General features: G+C 67.3%; 18 protein-coding genes. 5 read left to right on the top strand and 13 right to left on the bottom strand.

Annotated features, from left to right (window positions below; translation table 11 throughout):
* Window positions 1–21: 21 nt before the first annotated feature.
* Both ACN6PJ_RS22710 and ACN6PJ_RS22705 read right to left on the bottom strand, forming a co-directional pair.
* A complete protein-coding gene (locus tag ACN6PJ_RS22710) occupies window positions 22–1,599 on the bottom strand; it encodes an ABC transporter substrate-binding protein (protein WP_427998066.1) in 1,578 nt (525 codons plus the stop codon).
* Between the two features lie 89 nt (window positions 1,600–1,688).
* Window positions 1,689–2,426 carry an aspartate/glutamate racemase family protein gene (locus ACN6PJ_RS22705; protein ID WP_427998065.1) on the bottom strand — a complete coding sequence of 246 codons (738 nt, stop codon included), beginning with the start codon at window positions 2,424–2,426 and terminating at the stop codon, window positions 1,689–1,691.
* 248 nt (window positions 2,427–2,674) lie between these two features.
* Between ACN6PJ_RS22705 and ACN6PJ_RS22700 the strand changes: the two genes are divergently transcribed.
* Window positions 2,675–3,394 (top strand): GntR family transcriptional regulator, encoded by a 720-nt coding sequence (locus ACN6PJ_RS22700; RefSeq protein ID WP_427998064.1) that lies wholly within the window; start codon window positions 2,675–2,677, stop codon window positions 3,392–3,394.
* 79 nt (window positions 3,395–3,473) lie between these two features.
* On the opposite strand, the gene ACN6PJ_RS22695 is transcribed toward ACN6PJ_RS22700, so the two are convergent.
* Window positions 3,474–3,764: a DUF3579 domain-containing protein gene (locus tag ACN6PJ_RS22695; protein WP_013392635.1), complete on the bottom strand. Its 291-nt coding sequence runs from the start codon at window positions 3,762–3,764 to the stop codon at window positions 3,474–3,476.
* A gap of 198 nt (window positions 3,765–3,962) precedes the next feature.
* Here ACN6PJ_RS22695 and ACN6PJ_RS22690 point away from each other — a divergent pair, with 198 nt between their 5' ends.
* Window positions 3,963–5,144 (top strand): aspartate aminotransferase family protein, encoded by a 1,182-nt coding sequence (locus tag ACN6PJ_RS22690; RefSeq protein WP_427998063.1) that lies wholly within the window; start codon window positions 3,963–3,965, stop codon window positions 5,142–5,144.
* A gap of 56 nt (window positions 5,145–5,200) precedes the next feature.
* Window positions 5,201–6,139 (top strand): ornithine carbamoyltransferase, encoded by a 939-nt coding sequence (argF, locus tag ACN6PJ_RS22685; protein WP_427998123.1) that lies wholly within the window; start codon window positions 5,201–5,203, stop codon window positions 6,137–6,139.
* A gap of 181 nt (window positions 6,140–6,320) precedes the next feature.
* On the opposite strand, the gene ACN6PJ_RS22680 is transcribed toward argF, so the two are convergent.
* From ACN6PJ_RS22680 to ACN6PJ_RS22665, 4 genes are all read right to left on the bottom strand, one after another.
* Window positions 6,321–6,881: a hypothetical protein gene (locus ACN6PJ_RS22680; protein ID WP_427998062.1), complete on the bottom strand. Its 561-nt coding sequence runs from the start codon at window positions 6,879–6,881 to the stop codon at window positions 6,321–6,323.
* Window positions 6,882–6,893: 12 nt separating this feature from the next.
* A complete protein-coding gene (locus ACN6PJ_RS22675) occupies window positions 6,894–7,424 on the bottom strand; it encodes a carboxymuconolactone decarboxylase family protein (protein WP_427998061.1) in 531 nt (176 codons plus the stop codon).
* Window positions 7,425–7,428: 4 nt separating this feature from the next.
* On the bottom strand, window positions 7,429–8,382 hold the full coding sequence (locus ACN6PJ_RS22670) for a Bug family tripartite tricarboxylate transporter substrate binding protein (RefSeq protein ID WP_427998060.1): 954 nt from the start codon (window positions 8,380–8,382) through the stop codon (window positions 7,429–7,431).
* Between the two features lie 70 nt (window positions 8,383–8,452).
* A complete protein-coding gene (locus tag ACN6PJ_RS22665) occupies window positions 8,453–9,319 on the bottom strand; it encodes an amidohydrolase family protein (RefSeq protein WP_427998122.1) in 867 nt (288 codons plus the stop codon).
* 96 nt (window positions 9,320–9,415) lie between these two features.
* On the opposite strand from ACN6PJ_RS22665, the gene ACN6PJ_RS22660 reads away from it, so the two are divergent.
* Together ACN6PJ_RS22660 and argG are read left to right on the top strand one after the other, a co-directional pair.
* Window positions 9,416–10,339: a LysR family transcriptional regulator gene (locus tag ACN6PJ_RS22660; protein WP_427998059.1), complete on the top strand. Its 924-nt coding sequence runs from the start codon at window positions 9,416–9,418 to the stop codon at window positions 10,337–10,339.
* Between the two features lie 82 nt (window positions 10,340–10,421).
* Entirely contained in the window at window positions 10,422–11,759 is a 1,338-nt protein-coding gene (gene argG, locus ACN6PJ_RS22655) for an argininosuccinate synthase (RefSeq protein WP_043544259.1), read from the top strand.
* A 267-nt stretch (window positions 11,760–12,026) separates the two neighbouring features.
* Here argG and ACN6PJ_RS22650 read toward each other — a convergent pair whose 3' ends face one another.
* From ACN6PJ_RS22650 to ACN6PJ_RS22625, 6 genes are all read right to left on the bottom strand, one after another.
* Entirely contained in the window at window positions 12,027–13,955 is a 1,929-nt protein-coding gene (locus tag ACN6PJ_RS22650; RefSeq protein WP_427998058.1) for a potassium transporter Kup, read from the bottom strand.
* Window positions 13,952–15,067, bottom strand: coding sequence for a sensor histidine kinase (locus ACN6PJ_RS22645; RefSeq protein ID WP_427998057.1), 1,116 nt, complete (start codon window positions 15,065–15,067; stop codon window positions 13,952–13,954). Before ACN6PJ_RS22645 ends, ACN6PJ_RS22650 begins: the two co-directional genes overlap by 4 nt.
* A 73-nt stretch (window positions 15,068–15,140) precedes the next feature.
* Complete coding sequence (locus ACN6PJ_RS22640; RefSeq protein WP_043544263.1) at window positions 15,141–15,812, bottom strand: response regulator transcription factor; 672 nt, start codon at window positions 15,810–15,812, stop codon at window positions 15,141–15,143.
* A 65-nt stretch (window positions 15,813–15,877) separates the two neighbouring features.
* Window positions 15,878–16,363, bottom strand: a complete 486-nt coding sequence (locus ACN6PJ_RS22635) for an ExbD/TolR family protein (RefSeq protein WP_427998056.1) — start codon at window positions 16,361–16,363, stop codon at window positions 15,878–15,880.
* Window positions 16,363–17,337 carry a MotA/TolQ/ExbB proton channel family protein gene (locus ACN6PJ_RS22630; RefSeq protein WP_427998055.1) on the bottom strand — a complete coding sequence of 325 codons (975 nt, stop codon included), beginning with the start codon at window positions 17,335–17,337 and terminating at the stop codon, window positions 16,363–16,365. The genes ACN6PJ_RS22635 and ACN6PJ_RS22630 overlap by 1 nt, the downstream gene beginning before the upstream one ends.
* A gap of 1 nt (window position 17,338) precedes the next feature.
* On the bottom strand, window positions 17,339–18,139 hold the full coding sequence (locus ACN6PJ_RS22625) for an energy transducer TonB (RefSeq protein ID WP_427998054.1): 801 nt from the start codon (window positions 18,137–18,139) through the stop codon (window positions 17,339–17,341).
* Between the last annotated feature and the right edge of the window lie 325 nt (window positions 18,140–18,464).

The raw sequence follows: 18,464 nt of genomic DNA, 5'->3' as shown, positions 1-18,464 counted from the left end.
TCTGCGCGGGCCCTCCCGGCATTACTGCATGCGCACGGTCCACAAACGCGCCTTGTTGTCCGGCATCTGCAGCACCTCGCCCACCTTGTCGCCGACCGCCCAGGCCATCGGCTGCTGGTGCAGCGGCAGGAAGCGCGCCTCGTCGTGCAGGGTCTGCAGCACGTCCTGCATCATCCGGACGCGCTTGGGCCGGTCCATCTCCGCGGCGGCCGCGTCGATGCGGGCGTCCAGCGCCGCGTCGCCCCACTGCCCCCAGTTGAAGACGCCGGCCGGGCCCGTGCGCGTATGCATCACCTGCAGCAGGATGGACAGCGCGTCGATCTGCGGCTCATTGGCCCAGCCATGGATGGTGACGTCGAACTCGCCGCGCGAACGCTTCGGGTTCTGCAGCGAGCGCGGGCCGCTGGCCAGCGTCGCCTTCACGCCGATGCGCGCCCACATGGAGGCGGCTGCCTGGCAGATCTCTTCCTCATTGACGAACATGTCGTTCGAGCACAGCAGCGACACGGTGAAGCCGTCCGGATAACCGGCCTCGGCCAGCAGCTTCTTGGCGCGCGCCGCGTCGAACGGCAGGCGTTCCTCCTGTTTCGCGTCGTAGCCCGGGATGGACGGCGCCACCAGCGCGCCCGTGGTGCGCGACAGCCCCCGCATCACCCGCTTCTGGATGAGGTCGGGCGACAGCGCCATGTAGAGCGCCTGCCGCACCTTCAGGTCCTTCAGCGGATTCCTGTCCTTCACGTCGGAGCCGACCAGCCTGTCGCCCAGATTGAAGCCGAAGTACAGCGTGCGCAGTTCCGTGCTCGCCAGCACCTTCACGTTGGGGGCCGCGCGCAGACGGTCCAGGTCCTGCAGCGGCGCGTTCTCGGTGAAATTGATGTCGCCCGACAGCAGGGCCGCCACGCGCGTCGGCGCGGAGGCAATCGGCGTGAACTCGATGCGGTCCAGGTTGTGGCGCGGCTTGTCCCACCAATCCGGATTCACCACCAGCACGGTGCGGGTGTCGGGGCGGTACGACTCCACCTTGAACGGGCCGGTGCCGTTGGCATGGTGCGTGGCGTAGCCTTCGATCTTCTTCGCGGCGTCCGTGGGCTTGAGGCTGTTGTTGTCCACCAGCCACTGGCGGTTGAAGATGAAGATATTGGTCAGGTCGTTGAGCATCAGCGGGTACGGGTGCGTCATCTCGATATCGACCGTGTAGTCGTCCACCTTGCGCACGGCCTTGAACGCCGGCAGGTTGCCCTTGAGCGGCGACGCGTCGTCCGACACCCGCGTCATCGACGCCACCACGTCATCCGCCGAGAACGGCGCGCCGTTGTGGAACTTCACGCCGTGGCGCAGGCGGAAGCGCAGAACCGTGGGCGAGGTGGCCTCCCAGGACTCGGCCAGCGCGGGCGTAATGTTGAACTTGTCGTCGTAGCGGATCAGCGCCTCGTACACATGGTTCAGGAACGCCAGGTTGAACGTACTGCCATAGGAATACGGGTCCAGCGAATCCAGGTCCCGGGCAGCGCCCCACTTCAGCGTATTGGCGGCGGATGCCCCCGCCACCGCCGATAGCGCGATCACGGCCCCGGCGGCCCATTTGAACAAAGTCTTCATGGCGGCAACTCTCCCTTGTGTATCGGTCTGAACTCGCCGGGATCGGGCCCGGCTCGATGGGTACGGCGGAAAAACCCGGACGGCGCGGATCAGCGGATGAGGCTCAGCCGCTGCGCCCGCTCCAGGGACGCCAGCGCCAACACCTGCGCCAGGGCGGCGCGGTAGGAATCGATGATGGGAACGTCCGGCAGGCGCGGCAGGCTGGGCAGGTAGCCGGCCAGCGCCGCGCCGGCCACGATCACGACGTCCGCGCCCTGCTCGACCGCCGCATCCAGGGCCAGGCTGACCTGCAGCACCGATTCCGGCGAACGTGAAACGTAGTCCAGCGCGTTGCCCGGCAGGGCCAGGATGCCGGCGCAGCGCGACGCCACTCCCAATTGGCGGATCTGCTCGCGCAGCATGCCGGGCCAGCGCCGCCCCACCGTGACGATGGCGTAGCGGTCCCCGCGTTGCATGGCGGTCATGATGGAAGCCTCCGCCATGCCCACGACGGGCACGCCCAGGCGCTCGCGCACCGCGCCGATGCCCGGCTCGCCGAAACAGGCAAGCAGGCAGGCGTCGAACGGGGCGCTCGCCTGCCCCGCCTCCCGTTCCACGAGCTCGAGCACGGCATGGGCGGAAATGGCCGCTTCCGCCCGGCTGGCGATGTAGGCGGGGCCGAAGCCGGCGGTCACGGCATGAATCCGGGCGGCATCGCCGAAGAAGATTTCGGCCTGGGCAGCCAGGCTGCCGGTCAGCGCCGTGGTGGTGTTGCCATTGACCACCAGCAGCCGATAGGGAGCGAGGGCGGGCAACGGACTGACGAGGGCGTGGGGGACTGCGGACATGGTCGGACCTCTGTTCGTGTATACAAACCTGATGCCTCCATTCCGGGGCGATTCACATTTTTGTATAAATATTTGTATACGATTTATGGCGACAATGTACCCCGTGCAGCCTGAACGGCAAGCTATCGCTAACCCTTACCGGTCGTTGTAGTATCCTTGCCAGCACAGAGAGAAATGCGCGCCGGCGCCGAAAGCCGGACAATTCCTACCTACAGAAAAAGCGCGCTGGCATAGGAGCCGACAAGACAATGACATCCCCCGCCCCGCCGGCAGATGCGCCCGCCAGGAAAGACCTGAACCGCAACGAAATCGTATACAAAAATTTGCGCAGGGCCATCATCGAGCAGGCCCTGCTGCCGGGCGACAAGCTGCCCGAAGACATCATCGGCGAGCGTTTCGGGGTCAGCCGCACCATCGTGCGCGGCGTGTTGACGCGGCTGTTCAGCGAGGGGCTGGTGGATCTGCGCCCGAATCGCGGGGCGGCGGTGGCGCGCCCCAGCCTGGAAGAAGCGCACGATATCTTCGAGGCCCGGCGCTGCCTGGAAAGGGACGTCGCCCGCCGGCTGCTGCAGCACGTCACCGAGGCGGGGCTGGCCAGGCTGGAGCAGCACGTGACCCAGGAAGAGGAAGCGCGCCAGCGCAACAGCGCGAATGAATCCATCCGCCTCTCGGGCGAATTCCACATCCTGATGGCCGAACTGTCGGGCAATGCGGTGTATGCGCGCTATGTGAACGAGATCGTGTCGCGCTGCTCGCTGATCCTGGCCCTCTACGGCCGGCCGCATTCCAGCGAATGCGCGGTGAGCGAGCACCGCGAGATCGTCGCCGGCCTGCGCGCGCGCGACGAAACACACGTGCTCCACCTGCTCGAGCACCACCTGGAGGCGGTTACCGCCCGCGCGCTGCTGACCGCGGACGGGTCGGGAGTGCGCGATATCCGCAAGATCCTAGACCGCTACGGCACCTGAACGCGCCTGAACGCGCGCGTGCAAGCGCGGGCCGCCAATGAAAAAGCGCCCGGTCGGGGCGCTTTTTCATTCTGGGGGCCTAGATTTCGCGTTCTTCCGTCTTGAGGTTGTTGTCGCGGGCGAAATCCACGACGAACTTGTAGGCGAGCGGTTCCAGGTCGCGCAAGCGCAGATCGACCACGATCCCGCGCACGCCATCGATCACGACGGGCAGCACATAGGGCGAATAGGTGAGGTGGTTACCGGCACAGCCGGCGGGCCGGAACTGTGCCATTACGCCGGCGAGCCGTTCCGCCCAATCGCTGGGGCGGAAGCGGCTACCGCTTTCGGTAACGCCATGAATTACGAATTGTCTGACGCGAGTTGCCATGAGTTCTTCACTACAGCGCGCCTTTCACGAAAGCCGGATCTTCGGCGTGATCAAACATGCGCCCTGCGCCGCGAATTGTATATGATTGATCCTTTGCTCTCTTTCAAACAGCGCTTTCCCCTGGGAAGCGCGCCTGCGAGAGGGTCCGGTTGAGAGCCTGCCCCGGCTCGACCCGCCATACCCCCAGGAGGATCCGCGATGAGCTCGCCTCTGGCCAATATCTATGCCCGGCTGCCGGTGTCGTTCACGCACGGCCAGGGCGTCTGGCTCTGGGACGCCGAGGGCCGCAAGTACCTGGACGCGCTGGCCGGGATCGGCGTCTCCTGCCTGGGCCACGCGCACCCGAAACTGGTGGCCGCCATCAGCGAGCAGGCCGCCCGCGTCATCCATACCTCGAACATCTACGAAGTCCCCCAGCAGACCGCGCTGGCCGCCCGCCTGACCGAGCTCTCCGGCATGCAGGAGGTCGCGTTCAACAACAGCGGTTCCGAAGCCAACGAGGCCGCGATCAAGCTGGCCCGCTACTACGCCTACCAGCGGGGCAACAAGCACGCCCACATCATCACCATGGACTCGTCCTGGCACGGACGCACCCTGGCCACGCTGGCGGCCACGGGCAGCGACAAGGCGCGCAAGGGCTTCGAACCCCTGCCCTCGGGCTTCATCCAGGTGCCCCACAACCAGCTGGACGCCGTGCGCGCCGCCGGAGACGCCGAGCCGCGCACGGTCGGCGTGCTGCTGGAGGTGCTCCAGGGCGAAGGCGGCATCCGTCCCTCCGACATCGCCTACCTCCAGGCGCTGCGCCGCCTGTGCACGGAGCGCGGCTGGCTGCTGATGATCGACGAGGTCCAGTCCGGCATCGGCCGCACCGGCAAATGGTTTGCCCACCAGTGGGCGGACATCCGCCCCGACGTGATGACCCTGGCCAAGGGCCTGGCGGGCGGCGTGCCGATCGGCGCCATGCTGGCCGCCGGTCCCGCCGCCGGCGTCCTCACCCCGGGCAGCCACGGCACGACCTTCGGCGGCGGCCCCCTGGTCTGCGCGGCCGGGCTCGCGGTGCTGGACGCCCTGGAATCCGAAAAACTGCTGGACAACGCCCATGCCGTGGGCGCCCACCTGAAAGATGCGCTGGCCAGGGAACTGGCCGGCACGCCCGGCGTCGCCGACATCCGCGGCCGCGGCCTGATGCTGGGCATCGAGCTCGCCCGCCCCTGCGGCATCCTGGCCCTGCGCGCCATGGAAGCCGGCCTGCTCATCAACGTCACGCGCGACCGCGTCATCCGCATGCTGCCGCCGCTGATCCTCAACCGGGAAGAGGCCGACCAGATCGTCGCCATCCTGGTTCCCCTCATCCGGGAATTCCTGGCCGAACAACCATAATCAACGCCCCGCCCGGGCCACGAGCCTGGCCGGGCCCCATGACCTGCGACATCACCATGACTCCTCCCACGACTCAAAACGGCCCCTTGCGGCACTTCCTGCAGTTCAAGGACTTCTCGTCCGCCGAGATCGCCTACGTGCTGGACCGCGCGCGCCTGATCAAGGAAAAGTTCAAACGCTATGAGCCCCACATGCCGCTGCACGACCGCACGCTGGCAATGGTGTTCGAAAAGGCCAGCACGCGCACCCGCGTGTCGTTCGAGGCCGGCATGTACCAGATGGGCGGCTCGGTCATCAACCTGACGTCCAACGACTCGCAGCTCGGCCGCTCCGAGCCCATCGAAGACACCGCGCGCGTGATCTCGCGCATGGTCGACATCGTCATGATCCGCACGTTCGAGCAGACCCGCATCGAGCGCTTCGCGTCGCATTCGCGCGTGCCCGTGATCAACGGCCTGACCAACGAATTCCACCCCTGCCAGATCCTGGCGGACATCTTCACCTACATCGAGCACCGCGGCTCCATCGCCGGCAAGACCGTGGCCTGGGTGGGCGACGCCAACAACATGGCCTACACCTGGCTGCAGGCCGCCGAAATGCTGGGGTTCACGCTGCACGTGTCCACGCCGGCCGGCTACGAGCTCGAAGCCTCGCGCATCGGCACGCCATCCGACAAGGTGCTGCGCCAGTTCAAGGATCCCATGGAAGCCTGCAAGGGCGCCCACCTCGTCACCACCGACGTGTGGACCAGCATGGGCTATGAGGCCGAGAACGAGGAACGCCGCGCCGCCTTCGCCGACTGGTGCGTGGACGCGGACATGATGGCCACCGCCGCCGACGACGCGGTGTTCATGCACTGCCTGCCCGCCCACCGCGGCGAGGAAGTCACGGGCGAAGTCATCGACGGCCCGCAAAGCGTCGTCTGGGACGAAGCGGAAAACCGCCTGCACGTGCAGAAGGCGCTGATGGAGTTCCTGCTGCTCGGCCAGGTGTAGGATGGGTGGAGCGCGGCAGTTCCTGGGCAAGAACTCACGTGCTCAACGCGCGAAACCCATGCGGCCGTGGGAGACTGTGTGCCCGGCATCGGCCGAAAAAAAACAGTCTGCCCACGGCCGCATGGGTTTCGCGCGCTGGAGAGCGCTGTTCTAGCTTAAGAACTCTCGCGCTCCACCCATCCTACAAAACTCTGCGGAACATCGTGCGGCGCGTGTTCCTGAACGACGGGCGCACGCGGCTGCTCCAGTCGGTCGCGCGCACCGCCAGCCACGGCGGGCTGCCGAAGGTTTCGCGGGTTCGCAGGTCGTAGCAGGCCAGGTAGCGCGGCGACTCGTCCCGGCATTCGTAGCGCAGCGCCCGCACCGTGCCCGGCACCGCCGCCAGCCCCGGCAGGTGTTCCTGGTCGTACCAGGCGTTCAGGTCCGCCTCGGCCTCGGGCAGCACGTCGGTCTCGACGATGTAGTGCCAGGGCGCGTCGTGCCCCGCCGACGCGCCGGGCAGGTCCAGGGTCCGGTGCAGCACCCGGGCATGCGCTCCCGGCAGCAGCTCGGCCACGCGGGCCTGGATCTCGGGCAGGATCCCCTCGCCCCGCACATAGACATAGGTGTCCTCCACGTCCAGCGCGGCGAACGCGCTCACGCTCGCGCCCGCCAGCCCCTGCGTCAGGCGTTCTCCCAGCTCGCGCATCCGCGTTTCGTCGAAGCGTTCGCCCAGCGACACCAGCAATACCGTTTCCTGCACAGCCCTCTCCTTTCAATGCCCGACGCGCAACGCCACCAGGAAGCGCGACACCATGTTGTAGGCGCCCACCGTCGCCGCCAGTTCGACCAGTTGAGTGTCATCGTAGCGGGCCCGCAGCGGCGCGAACACCTCATCGGGCACCTCGATGTCTCGGGTCATGGCGTCGGTCAGCGCCAGCACCTCGGCCTCGCCCGGCGCCAGCCCCCGCACCTCGGAGGAAGCCGGACCGGCGCGCAGCGCTTCCAGCAGCGCCGGCGGCATGCCGGCGGCCAGCGCGTGCGGCACGTGCGCCTCGAACTCGTAGGGCGCCCGGTTCAGGGTGGCCACGCGCAGGATGATCAGCTCGCGCAGGCGCGGCGGCAGCGAGGTCTTCTGGCGGATGGCGGTCAGCATGGCCTCCCAGCCCTCGACCACGGCGGGACTGTTCAGCAGCACCCGGTACAGCGGCGAAATGCGTCCCCGGGCGGCGGCGATGCGTTCTTCCAGCACGGCCAGTTCACCGCGGGTGCCCGGCACGACGGGCGCGACTCGGCTTGCGCTCATACGTTCACTCCGGACGGATGTTCTTGCGCTGGATCAGCGCGGTCCATTTCTGGCGGTCGGACGCGATCAGCGCAGCCAGCTCCTGCGGACTGCCGGGCGCGGCCTGGGCGCCGAACTTTTCCAGGCGGGCGCGCACGCTCTCCGTTTCCAGCGCGGCGCGCACGGCCTGGTTGAGTTTGGCGATGGTGGCCGGCGGCGTGGCGGCGGGCGCCACGATGCCGTACCAATTGTTGGACTCCACGCCGGCAATGCCCTGCTCGGCCAGCGTCTTGACCTCCGGCAGCAGCGGATGGCGCACCGGCGCGGCGATCCCCAGGGCCTTCAGCTTGCCGCCCTGGATATGGCCGATCAGGCCGGGCACGTCCCCGAAAAAGCCCGAGACCTGGTTGCCCATCACGTCGTTGATGACGGGCGCCGCGCCCTTGTACGGCACGTGCATGACGTTCGCCTTGCTGGCGTCGGCGAACATTTCCAGCGTCAGGTGCGGAATGCTTCCGATGCCCGAAGAGCCGATCGCCACCGACTGCGCGGCCGCCTGCGACTTCTTGACGAAGTCCGCCGCGTCGGCCGCCGGGTTGGACGGATTCACCACGAACACCGTGGCGTTGTTCACCACCTTGGACACCGGCGCAAAATCGCGCGCCGGGTCGTACGGCAGGTCCTTGTACAGCGCCGGGCTGATGGCGACCGCGCCCACGCTGGTCAGGAATAGCACCGAGCCGTCGGCGGGCGCCTTGGCCACGTAGGCCGCGGCGATGTTGCCGTTGGCGCCCGCCTTGTTTTCCACGATGACCTGCTGCTTGAGCTCGCGGCCCAGCTGCTCGGCCAGCACGCGGCCCACCAGATCCACCGGGCCGCCCGGCGGAAAAGCGATGATGAGGCGCACCGGCCCCTCGGCTTGGGCGGCGCCCAGGACGGCCAGGCTCAGCAGGCCGGCCGACAGCATTTTCTTGAACATGATGTCTCCTCGTTTATGGAATGCGCTTATCGTTTGCGCGCCGCCGACTGGCGGCCGCGCGGACCGCCGCCTACTGAAATCCGTACAGCCGCGCCGGGTTGTCCACCAGGATCCGCTGGCGCAGCGCCGCATCCGGGCAGGCCTGGAACAAAAGGTCCACCAATTCGCCGTCGTCGGGCATGTCTCCCGACACATTCGGGTGCGGCCAGTCCGTGCCCCACAGACAGCGCTCGGGCAAGGCCTCCGCCAGGGCGCGCACGAAGGGCAGGCCCTCGGCGTACGGGCGGCGGCCGGACGCGATGCGGTCGATGCCCGATACCTTGACCCAGGCCCGCGGCACCGCGGCCAGGCCGAGCAAGGCGCGCATCGCCGGGGAATCCAGGCCCTCCGCCGCCTTGAGCCGGCCCATGTGGTCGACCACGAATGGCACGGGCAGCGCCTTCAGCCGGGGCAACAGTTCCGGCAGCATCGCGCCGTCCAGATGCAGGCACAGGTGCCAGCCCAGCGGCGCGATCAGCGCCGCCACATGATCGAAAACGGCGGGATCGGGCGCGCCGCCCAGGTGGGGCACGAAATTGAACCGGGCTCCCCGCACACCGCCCTCGTGCAGCCTCCCGACGTCCGCCTCGGTGGCATCCGCCCCCAGCAGCGCCACGCCGCGATAGCGGCCGCCGCTTGCGGCCAGCGCGTGCAGCAAGGCCCGGTGGTCCGAGCCGTGGCAATTCGCCTGCACCAGCACCGCGCGCTCCACGCCCAGGCGTTCATGCAGCGCGGCCATGGCCGCGTAGGGCGCGTCCGGCGGCGTGTAGGACCGGCCCTCGGCATACGGAAACACGTCAGCGGGGCCGAACACGTGGCAATGCGCGTCGCACGCCCCGGGCGGCAGGGTATGGCGGGGACGGGACGGCGATGCAAGCGGAGGACGGCAATCGGGCACGGCGGCTTCCTTAGGGGAAAGCGTCATGGTCCCGGATTGCGGGCCGCCCAACAATGCTATATCTTTGATTTCAGATATAGAAATAATGAATATCCAGTGGACCTGAAGCAGATCGAATACTTCCTGCGGGTGGCGGAGCGGCGCAGCTTCTCCCGCGCCGCCGAAATGCTGGACGTGGCGCAGCCCACGCTCAGCCGCCAGGTCCGCCTGCTGGAACTGGAACTCGGCCAGCACCTGCTGTATCGCAACGGCCGCGGGGCCGAGCCCACCGAGGCCGGCCTGCGCTTCCTGGAGCATGCCCGCGCGCTGCTGACCCTTGCCGAACGCGCCAAGGAAGACCTGCAAAGCCTGCGCGAAACCCCGACCGGGAAAGTCGTGGTGGGTCTGCCGCCCCGCATCGCGCGGGTCCTGACCCCGCCGCTCGTCCAGGCCTTCCGCCATGGCTTTCCCGATGCCTCCATCGCGGTGGCCGAGGGGCTGAGCGCGCAGGTGCGCGAGTGGCTGCTGGCGGGCCGGGTCGACCTGGCCCTGCTCTACGACCCCGCCCCCTCGCCCCAGCTGGCCTACGAATCGCTGTTTCGCGAGGACCTGGTGCTGGTGGCGGCGGCCGGGCACCGCCCGCCCCTGCCCGCGCGGATCGCCGTGGCGCAATTGGGGGACTATCCGCTGGTGGTGCCCAGCTTGCCCAACGCCATCCGCACCCTGGTCGAAAGCGTGTGCCGCGCCCAGGGCGTGCGGCTGACGATCGCCGTCGAAGTGGACGCCGTCCAGACCATCGTCGAACTGGCCGCCCAAGGCGACGCCTACGCGATCCTGCCGCGTTCGGCGGCGCGCGGCCCGGCAGCGGAGCACGAACTGTCCCTGTGCGACATCCACGGTCCGGCCATCACCAACGACCTGGTGCTGGCCAGCGCCCGCCACCGGCCCTCCACGCGCCTGGCCGCGGCGACCGCGCAGCTGATACGCCAGCTGGACGTGCCCGCGCTGTTCGCGCCCCGGGCCGCAGCCCAAAAGGGTTAAAATAGGGCCGATTTTTCTTGTTTGGCGGCTAGCTGCAGTCAAAGTCTGCTGTCAAAGTCCTGTTGGCGTCTCACCTCGAACAATGACCACTATCCTCCCGAACCTTCCGACCGGCCAGAAGGTCGGCATCGCCTTCTCCGGCGGCCTCGACACCAGCGCAGCGCTCCTGTGGATGCGCAACAACGGCGTCGTCCCCTACGCCTACACGGCCAACCTCGGCCAGCCGGACGAATCCGACTACGATGAGATTCCCCGCAAGGCCATGGCTTACGGCGCCGAAAAGGCCCGCCTGATCGACTGCCGCGCGCAACTGGTCGCCGAAGGCATCGCCGCCCTGCAATCGGGCGCGTTCCACATCTCGACCGCCGGCATCACCTACTTCAACACCACGCCCATCGGCCGCGCCGTCACCGGCACGATGCTGGTGGCCGCCATGAAGGAAGACGACGTCAACATCTGGGGCGACGGCAGCACCTTCAAGGGCAACGACATCGAGCGCTTCTACCGCTACGGCCTGCTGACCAACCCGGACCTGAAGATCTACAAGCCCTGGCTCGACCAGCGCTTCATCGATGAGCTCGGCGGCCGTTCGGAAATGTCGGAATACATGCGTCAGGCCGGCTTCGACTACAAGATGTCGGCCGAGAAGGCCTATTCCACCGACTCCAACCTGCTGGGCGCGACCCACGAAGCCAAGGACCTGGAGCACCTGAACTCCGGCATCCGCATCGTCAAGCCGATCATGGGCGTGGCGTTCTGGCGCGACGACGTTGCCGTCAAGGCCGAGGAAGTTACCGTCCGCTTCGAGGAAGGCCAGCCCGTGGCGCTGAACGGCGTGGAATACAGCGACCCGGTCGAGCTGATGCTCGAAGCCAACCGCATTGGCGGCCGCCACGGACTGGGCATGAGCGACCAGATCGAGAACCGCATCATCGAAGCCAAGAGCCGCGGCATCTATGAAGCCCCGGGCCTGGCCCTGCTCTTCATCGCCTACGAGCGCCTGGTCACCGGCATCCACAACGAAGACACGATCGAGCAGTACCGCGAAAGCGGCCGCAAGCTGGGCCGCCTGCTGTACCAGGGCCGCTGGTTCGATCCGCAGGCCATCATGCTGCGCGAAACCGCGCAGCGCTGGGTGGCCCGCGCCATCACCGGCGAAGTCACGATCGAACTGCGCCGCGGCAACGACTACTCGCTGCTGAACACCGAATCGCCCAACCTCACGTACGCGCCCGAGCGCCTGTCCATGGAGAAGGTGGAAAACGCCCCCTTCACCCCGGCGGACCGCATCGGCCAGCTGACCATGCGCAACCTCGACATCGTCGACACGCGCGAGAAGCTGTTCACCTACGTGAAGACGGGCCTGCTGGCCTCGTCGGGCACCTCGCTGCCCCAGCTGAAGGACGCCAACAAGAAGTAATCGCTTCCCTCGAAAAAAGCCCTCCGGAGCTTTCCGCTCCGGAGGGCTTTTTTTGGGGTGCTCCAAGATAAAGCCATTTCGCGGAACGTAGGATGGGTGCAGCGCGAGATCCTCCGCACAAAAATGCCGCCCTCCAACGCGCGAAACCCATGCTGTTGCGAAAGACTGTTTTCAGGCCGCCATCAACCACCGTCTGCTCGCAACAGCATGGGTTCCGCGCGCTGGAGGGCGGTGTTCTGGCTTGAGAACTCTCGCGCTGCACCCATCCTACAGTTCGACCTGCATCCCCATTTCGACGACCCGGTTCGCCGGGATCTTGAAGAACTTGGTGCTGCGGGTGGAATTGCGCGCCATGAAGGAGAACACTGCGCGGCGCCAGCGCCACAGTGCGGGTTTCTTGGCCGCCACCACGGTCTGGCGCGACAGGAAGTACGACGTGCGCATCGGCTCCAGGTCGATTTCCGGATAGGCCTCGGCCACCAGGCGCAGCGCTTCCGGCACGTCGGGATCTTCCTTGAACCCGTAGTTGACCGTGGCCTGCCAACTGGAAGCGCTGATCTTTTGCACCGTGAAGCGCTCTTCGGGCGACACATAGGGCACGTCCGCCACCAGGATGGTCAGGAACAGCACGTGGTCGTGCAGCACCTTGTTGTGCTTCAGGTTGTGCAGCAGCGCCGGCGGCACGTTCCCGGAATTCATCGTCATGAAGATGGCCGTGCCGGGCACGCGGGACGGCGGATACGCTTCCAGCTGCGCCATGAATTCCTTGAGGGGCTGGCGGTCGCGCTGCTGCATCTCGGACAGCAGCCGGCGGCCGCGACGCCACGTCATCATCAGCGTGAACACCACGATCGCCACCACCAGCGGCAGCCAGCCGCCTTCGTGAATCTTGAACACGTTGGCCGAGAACAGCAGCACGTCGAACAGCAGCAGCAGGCCCAGCACCAGGAACCACACCATCCGCTTCACGCCCGTGCTGCCTCGCGGCAGCACCGCGAAAGCCAGCACCGAGGTCGTCAGCATGGTGCCCGTCACCGCGAAACCGTAGGCGGCGGCCAGGTTGTCGGAGTTGCGGAACAGCAGCACCAGGACCAGCACCGCGCACAGCAGCAGCGCGTTGACCTGCGGCAGGTAGATCTGCCCTTTCTCGATGGCCGAGGTGTGCAGGATCTGCATGCGCGGCCAGAAGCCCAGTTGCACCGCCTGGCGGGTCACCGAGTATGCGCCCGAGATGACCGCCTGCGACGCCACGATCGTCGCGATGGTGGCCAGCGCCACCAGGGGCGCCAGCCCCCAGTCGGGAGCCATCATGAAGAACGGATTGCGGATGGCTTCGGGATCGCGCAGCAACAGCGCCCCCTGGCCGAAATAGCACAGCGTCAGCGCCGGCAGCACCATGCTGAACCAGGCCCGGCGGATCGCCGGGCGGCCGAAATGGCCCATGTCCGCGTACAGGGCCTCGGCGCCCGTCAGCGCCAGCACAACGGCGCCCAGCAGCACGAAGCTGATCCAGGGGAACTCGACGATGAAGCGCAGCCCCCACATCGGATTCAGCGCCGCCAGCACCTCCGGCGTCTGCCAGATCTGCCAGCCGCCCAGCGCGGCCAGCGTGCCGAACCAAAGCAGCATCACCGGGCCGAAGAGTTTGCCCATGGCGCCCGTGCCGTGCGACTGGATCACGAACAGCGCCACCAGCACCACCAGCGCGATCGGCACGACCCAGTCGTCGAGCTGGTGCGACACGATGCCGATCCCTTCCAGGGCCGACAGCACGGAAATCGCCGGGGTGATCATGCTGTCGCCATAGAACAGCGCGGCCCCGAAGATCCCCAGCACGATCAGCACCCAGCGCAGCTTGCCTTCGCGAGCGCGCACCGCCAGCTCCAGCAGCGCCAGCGTGCCGCCTTCGCCCCGGTTGTCGGCGCGCAGCACCAGCGTCACATACTTGAACGACACCACCACCATCAGCATCCAGAACAGGATGGACAGCACGCCCAGCAGGTGCGGCGGCTCCAGGTCGGTGTGCACGCTCAGGCCGGTGAGGCAGGCGCGCAGCGTGTACAGGGGGCTGGTCCCGATGTCTCCGTAGACCACGCCCAGGGCCCCCAGGATGAGCGCGGCCCGCGACGATGGCGCATGCGCGCCTGCTGCGTGGGCGCCGCCCGGGGTGGGAGCGCCGACGGTATCCTGGCTCATGATGTGGGTTCTTGACGAGTGAGTTGGGCCCCCTTGCGCGGGCCGGGAAACACAACGGACAGCCGTGTGCCGGAAAAATCGGGGCGGCTGGTGAGCTTCCACCAGGCGCCGTGTGCGTGCGCGATTTCACGCACGATGGCCAGCCCCAGGCCCGAGCCGCCGGCCGTGACCGTCGGCGAACGGTAGAACGCCTCGAACACGCGGTCGCGCTCTTCCGGCGGTATTCCCGGGCCGTCGTCCTCGACGGTCAGGGACGGCGGATTGGCCCCCACGATCAGCGTGATGCGGCCCGTCTCGTTGCCGTAGCGCAGGGCGTTGTCGATCAGGTTGCCCAGCAGTTCCGCCAGCAGCAGGGGATCGGCGTCGATCCAGATGGGCGCGTCCGGCGCCACCAGGTCCAGCTCATAGTGCGCTTCGCGCACGCGGGGAAACCATTCGGCGCCATGCGCCCGGACCCATTCGCACAGGTCGATGCGCACGAAACTGTCCTGCGGGCGGGCGTTGGGATCGGCGCGGGCCAGAACCAGCAGCTGCTGGCCCAGCCGGATCATGCGATCGCTCACCGCCTTGATGCGCTCCGCCCTGGCGCGCACGTCGTCGGGCAGCGGCCGGGCCAGCATCAGTTCCGACTCCAGCCGCAGGCCGGACAAGGGGGTGCGCAACTGGTGCGCCGCATGGCCGATGAAACGCCGCTGGGCCGCCAGCGAGGCGTCCAGGCGCAGCAGCAGGTCATTGGTGTGGGTCACCAGCGGCTCGATCTCCACCGGAACGCCCGCCACCTCCAGCGGTTGCATGTCGTCGATGGAGCGCTGCCGGATCTCCTCGGACAGATGATTCACCGACCGCAGGCCCGAACGCACGCCCTGCACTACCACCCAGGTGAACAGCGCGATCAGCGCGACCTGCCCCACCACCATCAGCCAGAAGAAGTCTTCGAGCATCCAGAGCGACATGTCGATCTTGTGCGTGATGACCCAGGTCGCCGCCAGGTCCAGCAGGACGAGCAGCAGGATGGGCGGCATCAGCCGGACGACCAGATGCCGCGCAAGCGAACGCGAGGGAAGCAAGGGGCGTGAAGCCGGGGGAGCGTTGGGAGTGCGTTCCTGCGTCATGGCGCGATGCCCTTGTCAGGCGATGGGATGCGCTCGGCCGGCATGGGGCGGCCGCCGCCTGGCCGTCAAGCCGTCAGGCCGTTTCGACATCCAGCATGTAGCCGAAGCCGCGCACGGTCTGGATGCTGGCGCCCGTGCCTTCCAGGCGCTTGCGCAAGCGATAGACGTAGACTTCCACGGCGTTTTCGCTGAAATCGGCGTCCCAGGCGGACAGCGAGTTCACGATCTGGCGCTTGGTCACGACGCGGCCCACGCGGGCCATCAGCATTTCAAGCACGGAGAGCTCGCGCACCGACAGCGACAGGCGCTGGCCGTTGGCGCGGACTTCGCGCCCGACGGTGTCGAACACCAGGGGGCCGACCTCGATCAGCGGCTGCGCCTGCCCGGCGCGGCGGCGGCCGAAGGCGCGCACCCGCGCCGCCAACTCGGGCAGTTCGAAAGGCTTGGTAACGTAATCGTCCGCGCCCGCGTCCAGGCCGGCGACGCGGTCGTCGAGGCCGTCGCGGGCGGTGAGGATGAGCACGGGAACCTGGTTGCCGTCCTGGCGCAATTGCCGCAGGACGTCCAGTCCGCTCATGCCGGGCAGGTTGAGGTCGAGCAGCAGGAGGTCATACGGCTGGCCCGCCAGGGCGCCCAGGACACGGTCGCCTTCGGTCAGCCAGTCGACCGCATAACCCTGGTCGGCCAGGAATTCCTGGAGCGCATGGCCCAGGGTGGTGTCGTCTTCGATTACCAGAACTCGCATGCCGCGATTCTAGCGCGATCCCGGCGCAATGGGGGCGCGAAGTGCGCCCCCCGGCCGGAATTCGTTCAGCGCGCGGACGGCGCCGGGGCGGGCCCGGCCGCGGCGGGAGCCGCCTCGCCCGTGGGCGCGCCGCCCGAAGGCGGGGTGGTGACGAACCCGATGCGCGTCATGCCCGAACGGCGCGCGGAAGCCATGACCTTGGCCAGCGTTTCGTAACGGGTGTTCTGATCGGCGCGGATGCGGATCTCGGGTTGCGGCTTGGTGCCGGCGATCGATTTGAACCGGTTGGGAAGGTCGTCGATATTGACCGGTTTTTCATCCCAGAACAGCGCGCCGCCGGCGTCGATGGCCAGGTCGACCGTCTTGGGCTCTTCCTCGATCTGCTCGGCGGCCACCTGGGGCATGTTGATCTTGATCGAATGCGCCAGCAGCGGCGCGGTGATGATGAAGATCACCAGCAGCACCAGCATCACGTCGATCAGGGGCACCATGTTGATCTCGGAGACCGCATGGCTTCCGGATCCCTTGCCCTCGAAGCTGCCAAAGGCCATTATTCGCTCCCGCGTTGGGCGCCGCCATGCTGGCGGCGCAGGGCGCGCACCTTGCCGTCGGACAGCGCGACTTGCTGGCCGGTGGTCAGGAACGCGAAGAGATCATGCGCGAAGGCATCCAGGCGCGACAGGAATACGCGGTTGTTGCGCACGAAGGTGTTGTACGCCAGCACCGCGGGAATGGCAACGGCCAGGCCCAGGCCCGTCATGATCAGCGCCTCGCCCACGGGGCCGGCGATGCGGTTGATCGTCACGCCGTCGGACAGGCCGATGCCGACCAGCGCGTGGTACACGCCCCAGACCGTGCCGAAGAGACCCACGAAAGGCGCCGTCGAGCCCACGGAGGCCAGCACGGTCAGGCCGTTTTCCAGCTTGGCCGTTTCTTCGTCGATGACCTTGCGCATGGTGCGGGTAACGAAGTCGGCGTTGCTGCCCGACTCTTCCAGCTTGGTGGCGCCGAACTTGTTGTGGTGGGCCTGGGCGTGCATGGCATGGCTGGCCAGGTGCGAGAACGGATCGCGCGCGCCGTGCGTCACGATTTCGTTTTCGACCTGTTCGAGGGAGCTGGCATTCCAGAATTTGTTCAGGAAGTCCGCCGCGCGCTTGCGCATGGCGACGTTGCTGGCGGCCTTGACCAGGATCAGGTACCAGGTCACCAGCGACATCAGAATCAGGATGACGAACAGGGTCTTGCCCACGAAGTCGCTCTGCGCGACGAAGTGCAGGAAGCCCATGTCGGGCGTGGCGATGGGCGCGACAGGAGTGGGCGCCGCGGGCAGCGCGGCGGCGGCGCTGTGCAGCGCGTCGGCCGACTGCTGGAGCGCGCCGGCGGCCTGTTGAGTCGCTTCGCCGACCGCCGAGGCGGCTTGCGGAAGCGCGGGCGCGGCGGCGGCGGGCGCAGCGGCGGCAGCCGGCGCGGCCGGGCTGGTAGTCGCCTGCGCCACCAGGGTGGCGCTATGCAGTGCGTTGGACATCTCAGTTCCTCATTACGAAATCGAACGGAATTTTGGCTTTGGCGGGATAGGCCACGCCATTACGGGTATAAGGCTTGAAACGGCCCTTGCGGGCGGCCGCCAGCGCCGACTCGTCCAGGCGCGAGAAGCCCGAGGACGCATCGATGGTTGCGCGTTCGACCAGGCCCTGCGTATTGATCTCCACCAGCACCACCACCCTGCCTTCTTCGCGCATGCGGCGGGAAGCCATGGGGTAATTCGGCATCGGGCGCGCGCCCTGGAATTCGATGCTGGAAACCAGCACAGGCTGATCGGGCGGCGGCCCCTGCTGCGGCCCCTGGGGCGCCTGAGTGCCTTCCGGCGCGCCGCTGGGCGGCGTTTGCTGAGGCGGCGTTTCGGGCTTGACCTCCTGCTTGACCTCTTGCTTGGGCTTGGGCTTGGGTTTCGGCTTGGGTTTCGGTTTGGGCTTGGGCGCCGGCTCCGGCGGCTTTTCAACCACGGGCTCGGGTTCCGGTTCAGGCTCCGGCTTGAGCTCGGGTTCCGGCTCGGGTTCGGGCTCGACTTCGGGTTCCGGTTCGGGCGGCGTTTCCGTGACGGGCTGCGGCACTTCGGGAGCGGGTTCCGCCTTGGCGATCTGGGGGATGGGCGCGTCCACCACGCTCACCATGATCGCCTCGGGTTCTTCCAGCTCGGGACGGCTCTCGGGCGCCATGAAGATGGCGCCGATCACCGCTGCATGAAGCGCGAGAACCGCGAAGCCGGCGGCTGCGCGTATACCGAACGAAGTCCGCGAAGAATTCCAACCGCGTTGAAGACTAGGCATGAATCAGCCAGGATGCATTGACTTATCCGGCCTGCGGGAACAAGACGCGCGCGCCAGGGCGGCGCCGGCTGGCCGGTACAAGCCAATAATAATATCTTAAATGCGAATGATTCGCACGTCCTATTTCGTCTGGAAGAGCGCGGCAATGCTGATCGGGATCAAGCAAGACCGAACTGGGTCGCCCGAAAAAAAGGGACGCGCAAAACAAAAAACCCGCCACGGCGCCGTGTGCGGGTTTTCTGCGGAGTGCGGTGCTTTTGGTGGGTGCTACAGGGGTCGAACCTGTGACCTACGCCTTGTAAGGGCGCCGCTCTACCAACTGAGC

Source organism: Achromobacter sp. (genome assembly GCF_050285585.1).
GTDB lineage: Bacteria > Pseudomonadota > Gammaproteobacteria > Burkholderiales > Burkholderiaceae_B > Achromobacter.
The sequence above is the reverse complement of the archived record's forward strand: the minus strand, read 5'-3'. Positions and strand labels throughout refer to the sequence as shown.

What these genes read in the sequence shown, in the direction of transcription:
- ACN6PJ_RS22710 (WP_427998066.1), bottom strand. Translation starts at nt 1,599, where the DNA reads ATGAAGACTTTGTTCAAATGGGCCGCCGGGGCCGTGATCGCGCTATCG.
- ACN6PJ_RS22705 (WP_427998065.1), bottom strand. Translation starts at nt 2,426, where the DNA reads ATGTCCGCAGTCCCCCACGCCCTCGTCAGTCCGTTGCCCGCCCTCGCT.
- ACN6PJ_RS22700 (WP_427998064.1), top strand. Translation starts at nt 2,675, where the DNA reads ATGACATCCCCCGCCCCGCCGGCAGATGCGCCCGCCAGGAAAGACCTG.
- ACN6PJ_RS22695 (WP_013392635.1), bottom strand. Translation starts at nt 3,764, where the DNA reads ATGGCAACTCGCGTCAGACAATTCGTAATTCATGGCGTTACCGAAAGC.
- ACN6PJ_RS22690 (WP_427998063.1), top strand. Translation starts at nt 3,963, where the DNA reads ATGAGCTCGCCTCTGGCCAATATCTATGCCCGGCTGCCGGTGTCGTTC.
- argF (WP_427998123.1), top strand. Translation starts at nt 5,201, where the DNA reads ATGACTCCTCCCACGACTCAAAACGGCCCCTTGCGGCACTTCCTGCAG.
- ACN6PJ_RS22675 (WP_427998061.1), bottom strand. Translation starts at nt 7,424, where the DNA reads ATGAGCGCAAGCCGAGTCGCGCCCGTCGTGCCGGGCACCCGCGGTGAA.
- ACN6PJ_RS22670 (WP_427998060.1), bottom strand. Translation starts at nt 8,382, where the DNA reads ATGTTCAAGAAAATGCTGTCGGCCGGCCTGCTGAGCCTGGCCGTCCTG.
- argG (WP_043544259.1), top strand. Translation starts at nt 10,422, where the DNA reads ATGACCACTATCCTCCCGAACCTTCCGACCGGCCAGAAGGTCGGCATC.
- ACN6PJ_RS22650 (WP_427998058.1), bottom strand. Translation starts at nt 13,955, where the DNA reads ATGAGCCAGGATACCGTCGGCGCTCCCACCCCGGGCGGCGCCCACGCA.
- ACN6PJ_RS22645 (WP_427998057.1), bottom strand. Translation starts at nt 15,067, where the DNA reads ATGACGCAGGAACGCACTCCCAACGCTCCCCCGGCTTCACGCCCCTTG.
- ACN6PJ_RS22640 (WP_043544263.1), bottom strand. Translation starts at nt 15,812, where the DNA reads ATGCGAGTTCTGGTAATCGAAGACGACACCACCCTGGGCCATGCGCTC.
- ACN6PJ_RS22635 (WP_427998056.1), bottom strand. Translation starts at nt 16,363, where the DNA reads ATGGCCTTTGGCAGCTTCGAGGGCAAGGGATCCGGAAGCCATGCGGTC.
- ACN6PJ_RS22630 (WP_427998055.1), bottom strand. Translation starts at nt 17,337, where the DNA reads ATGTCCAACGCACTGCATAGCGCCACCCTGGTGGCGCAGGCGACTACC.
- ACN6PJ_RS22625 (WP_427998054.1), bottom strand. Translation starts at nt 18,139, where the DNA reads ATGCCTAGTCTTCAACGCGGTTGGAATTCTTCGCGGACTTCGTTCGGT.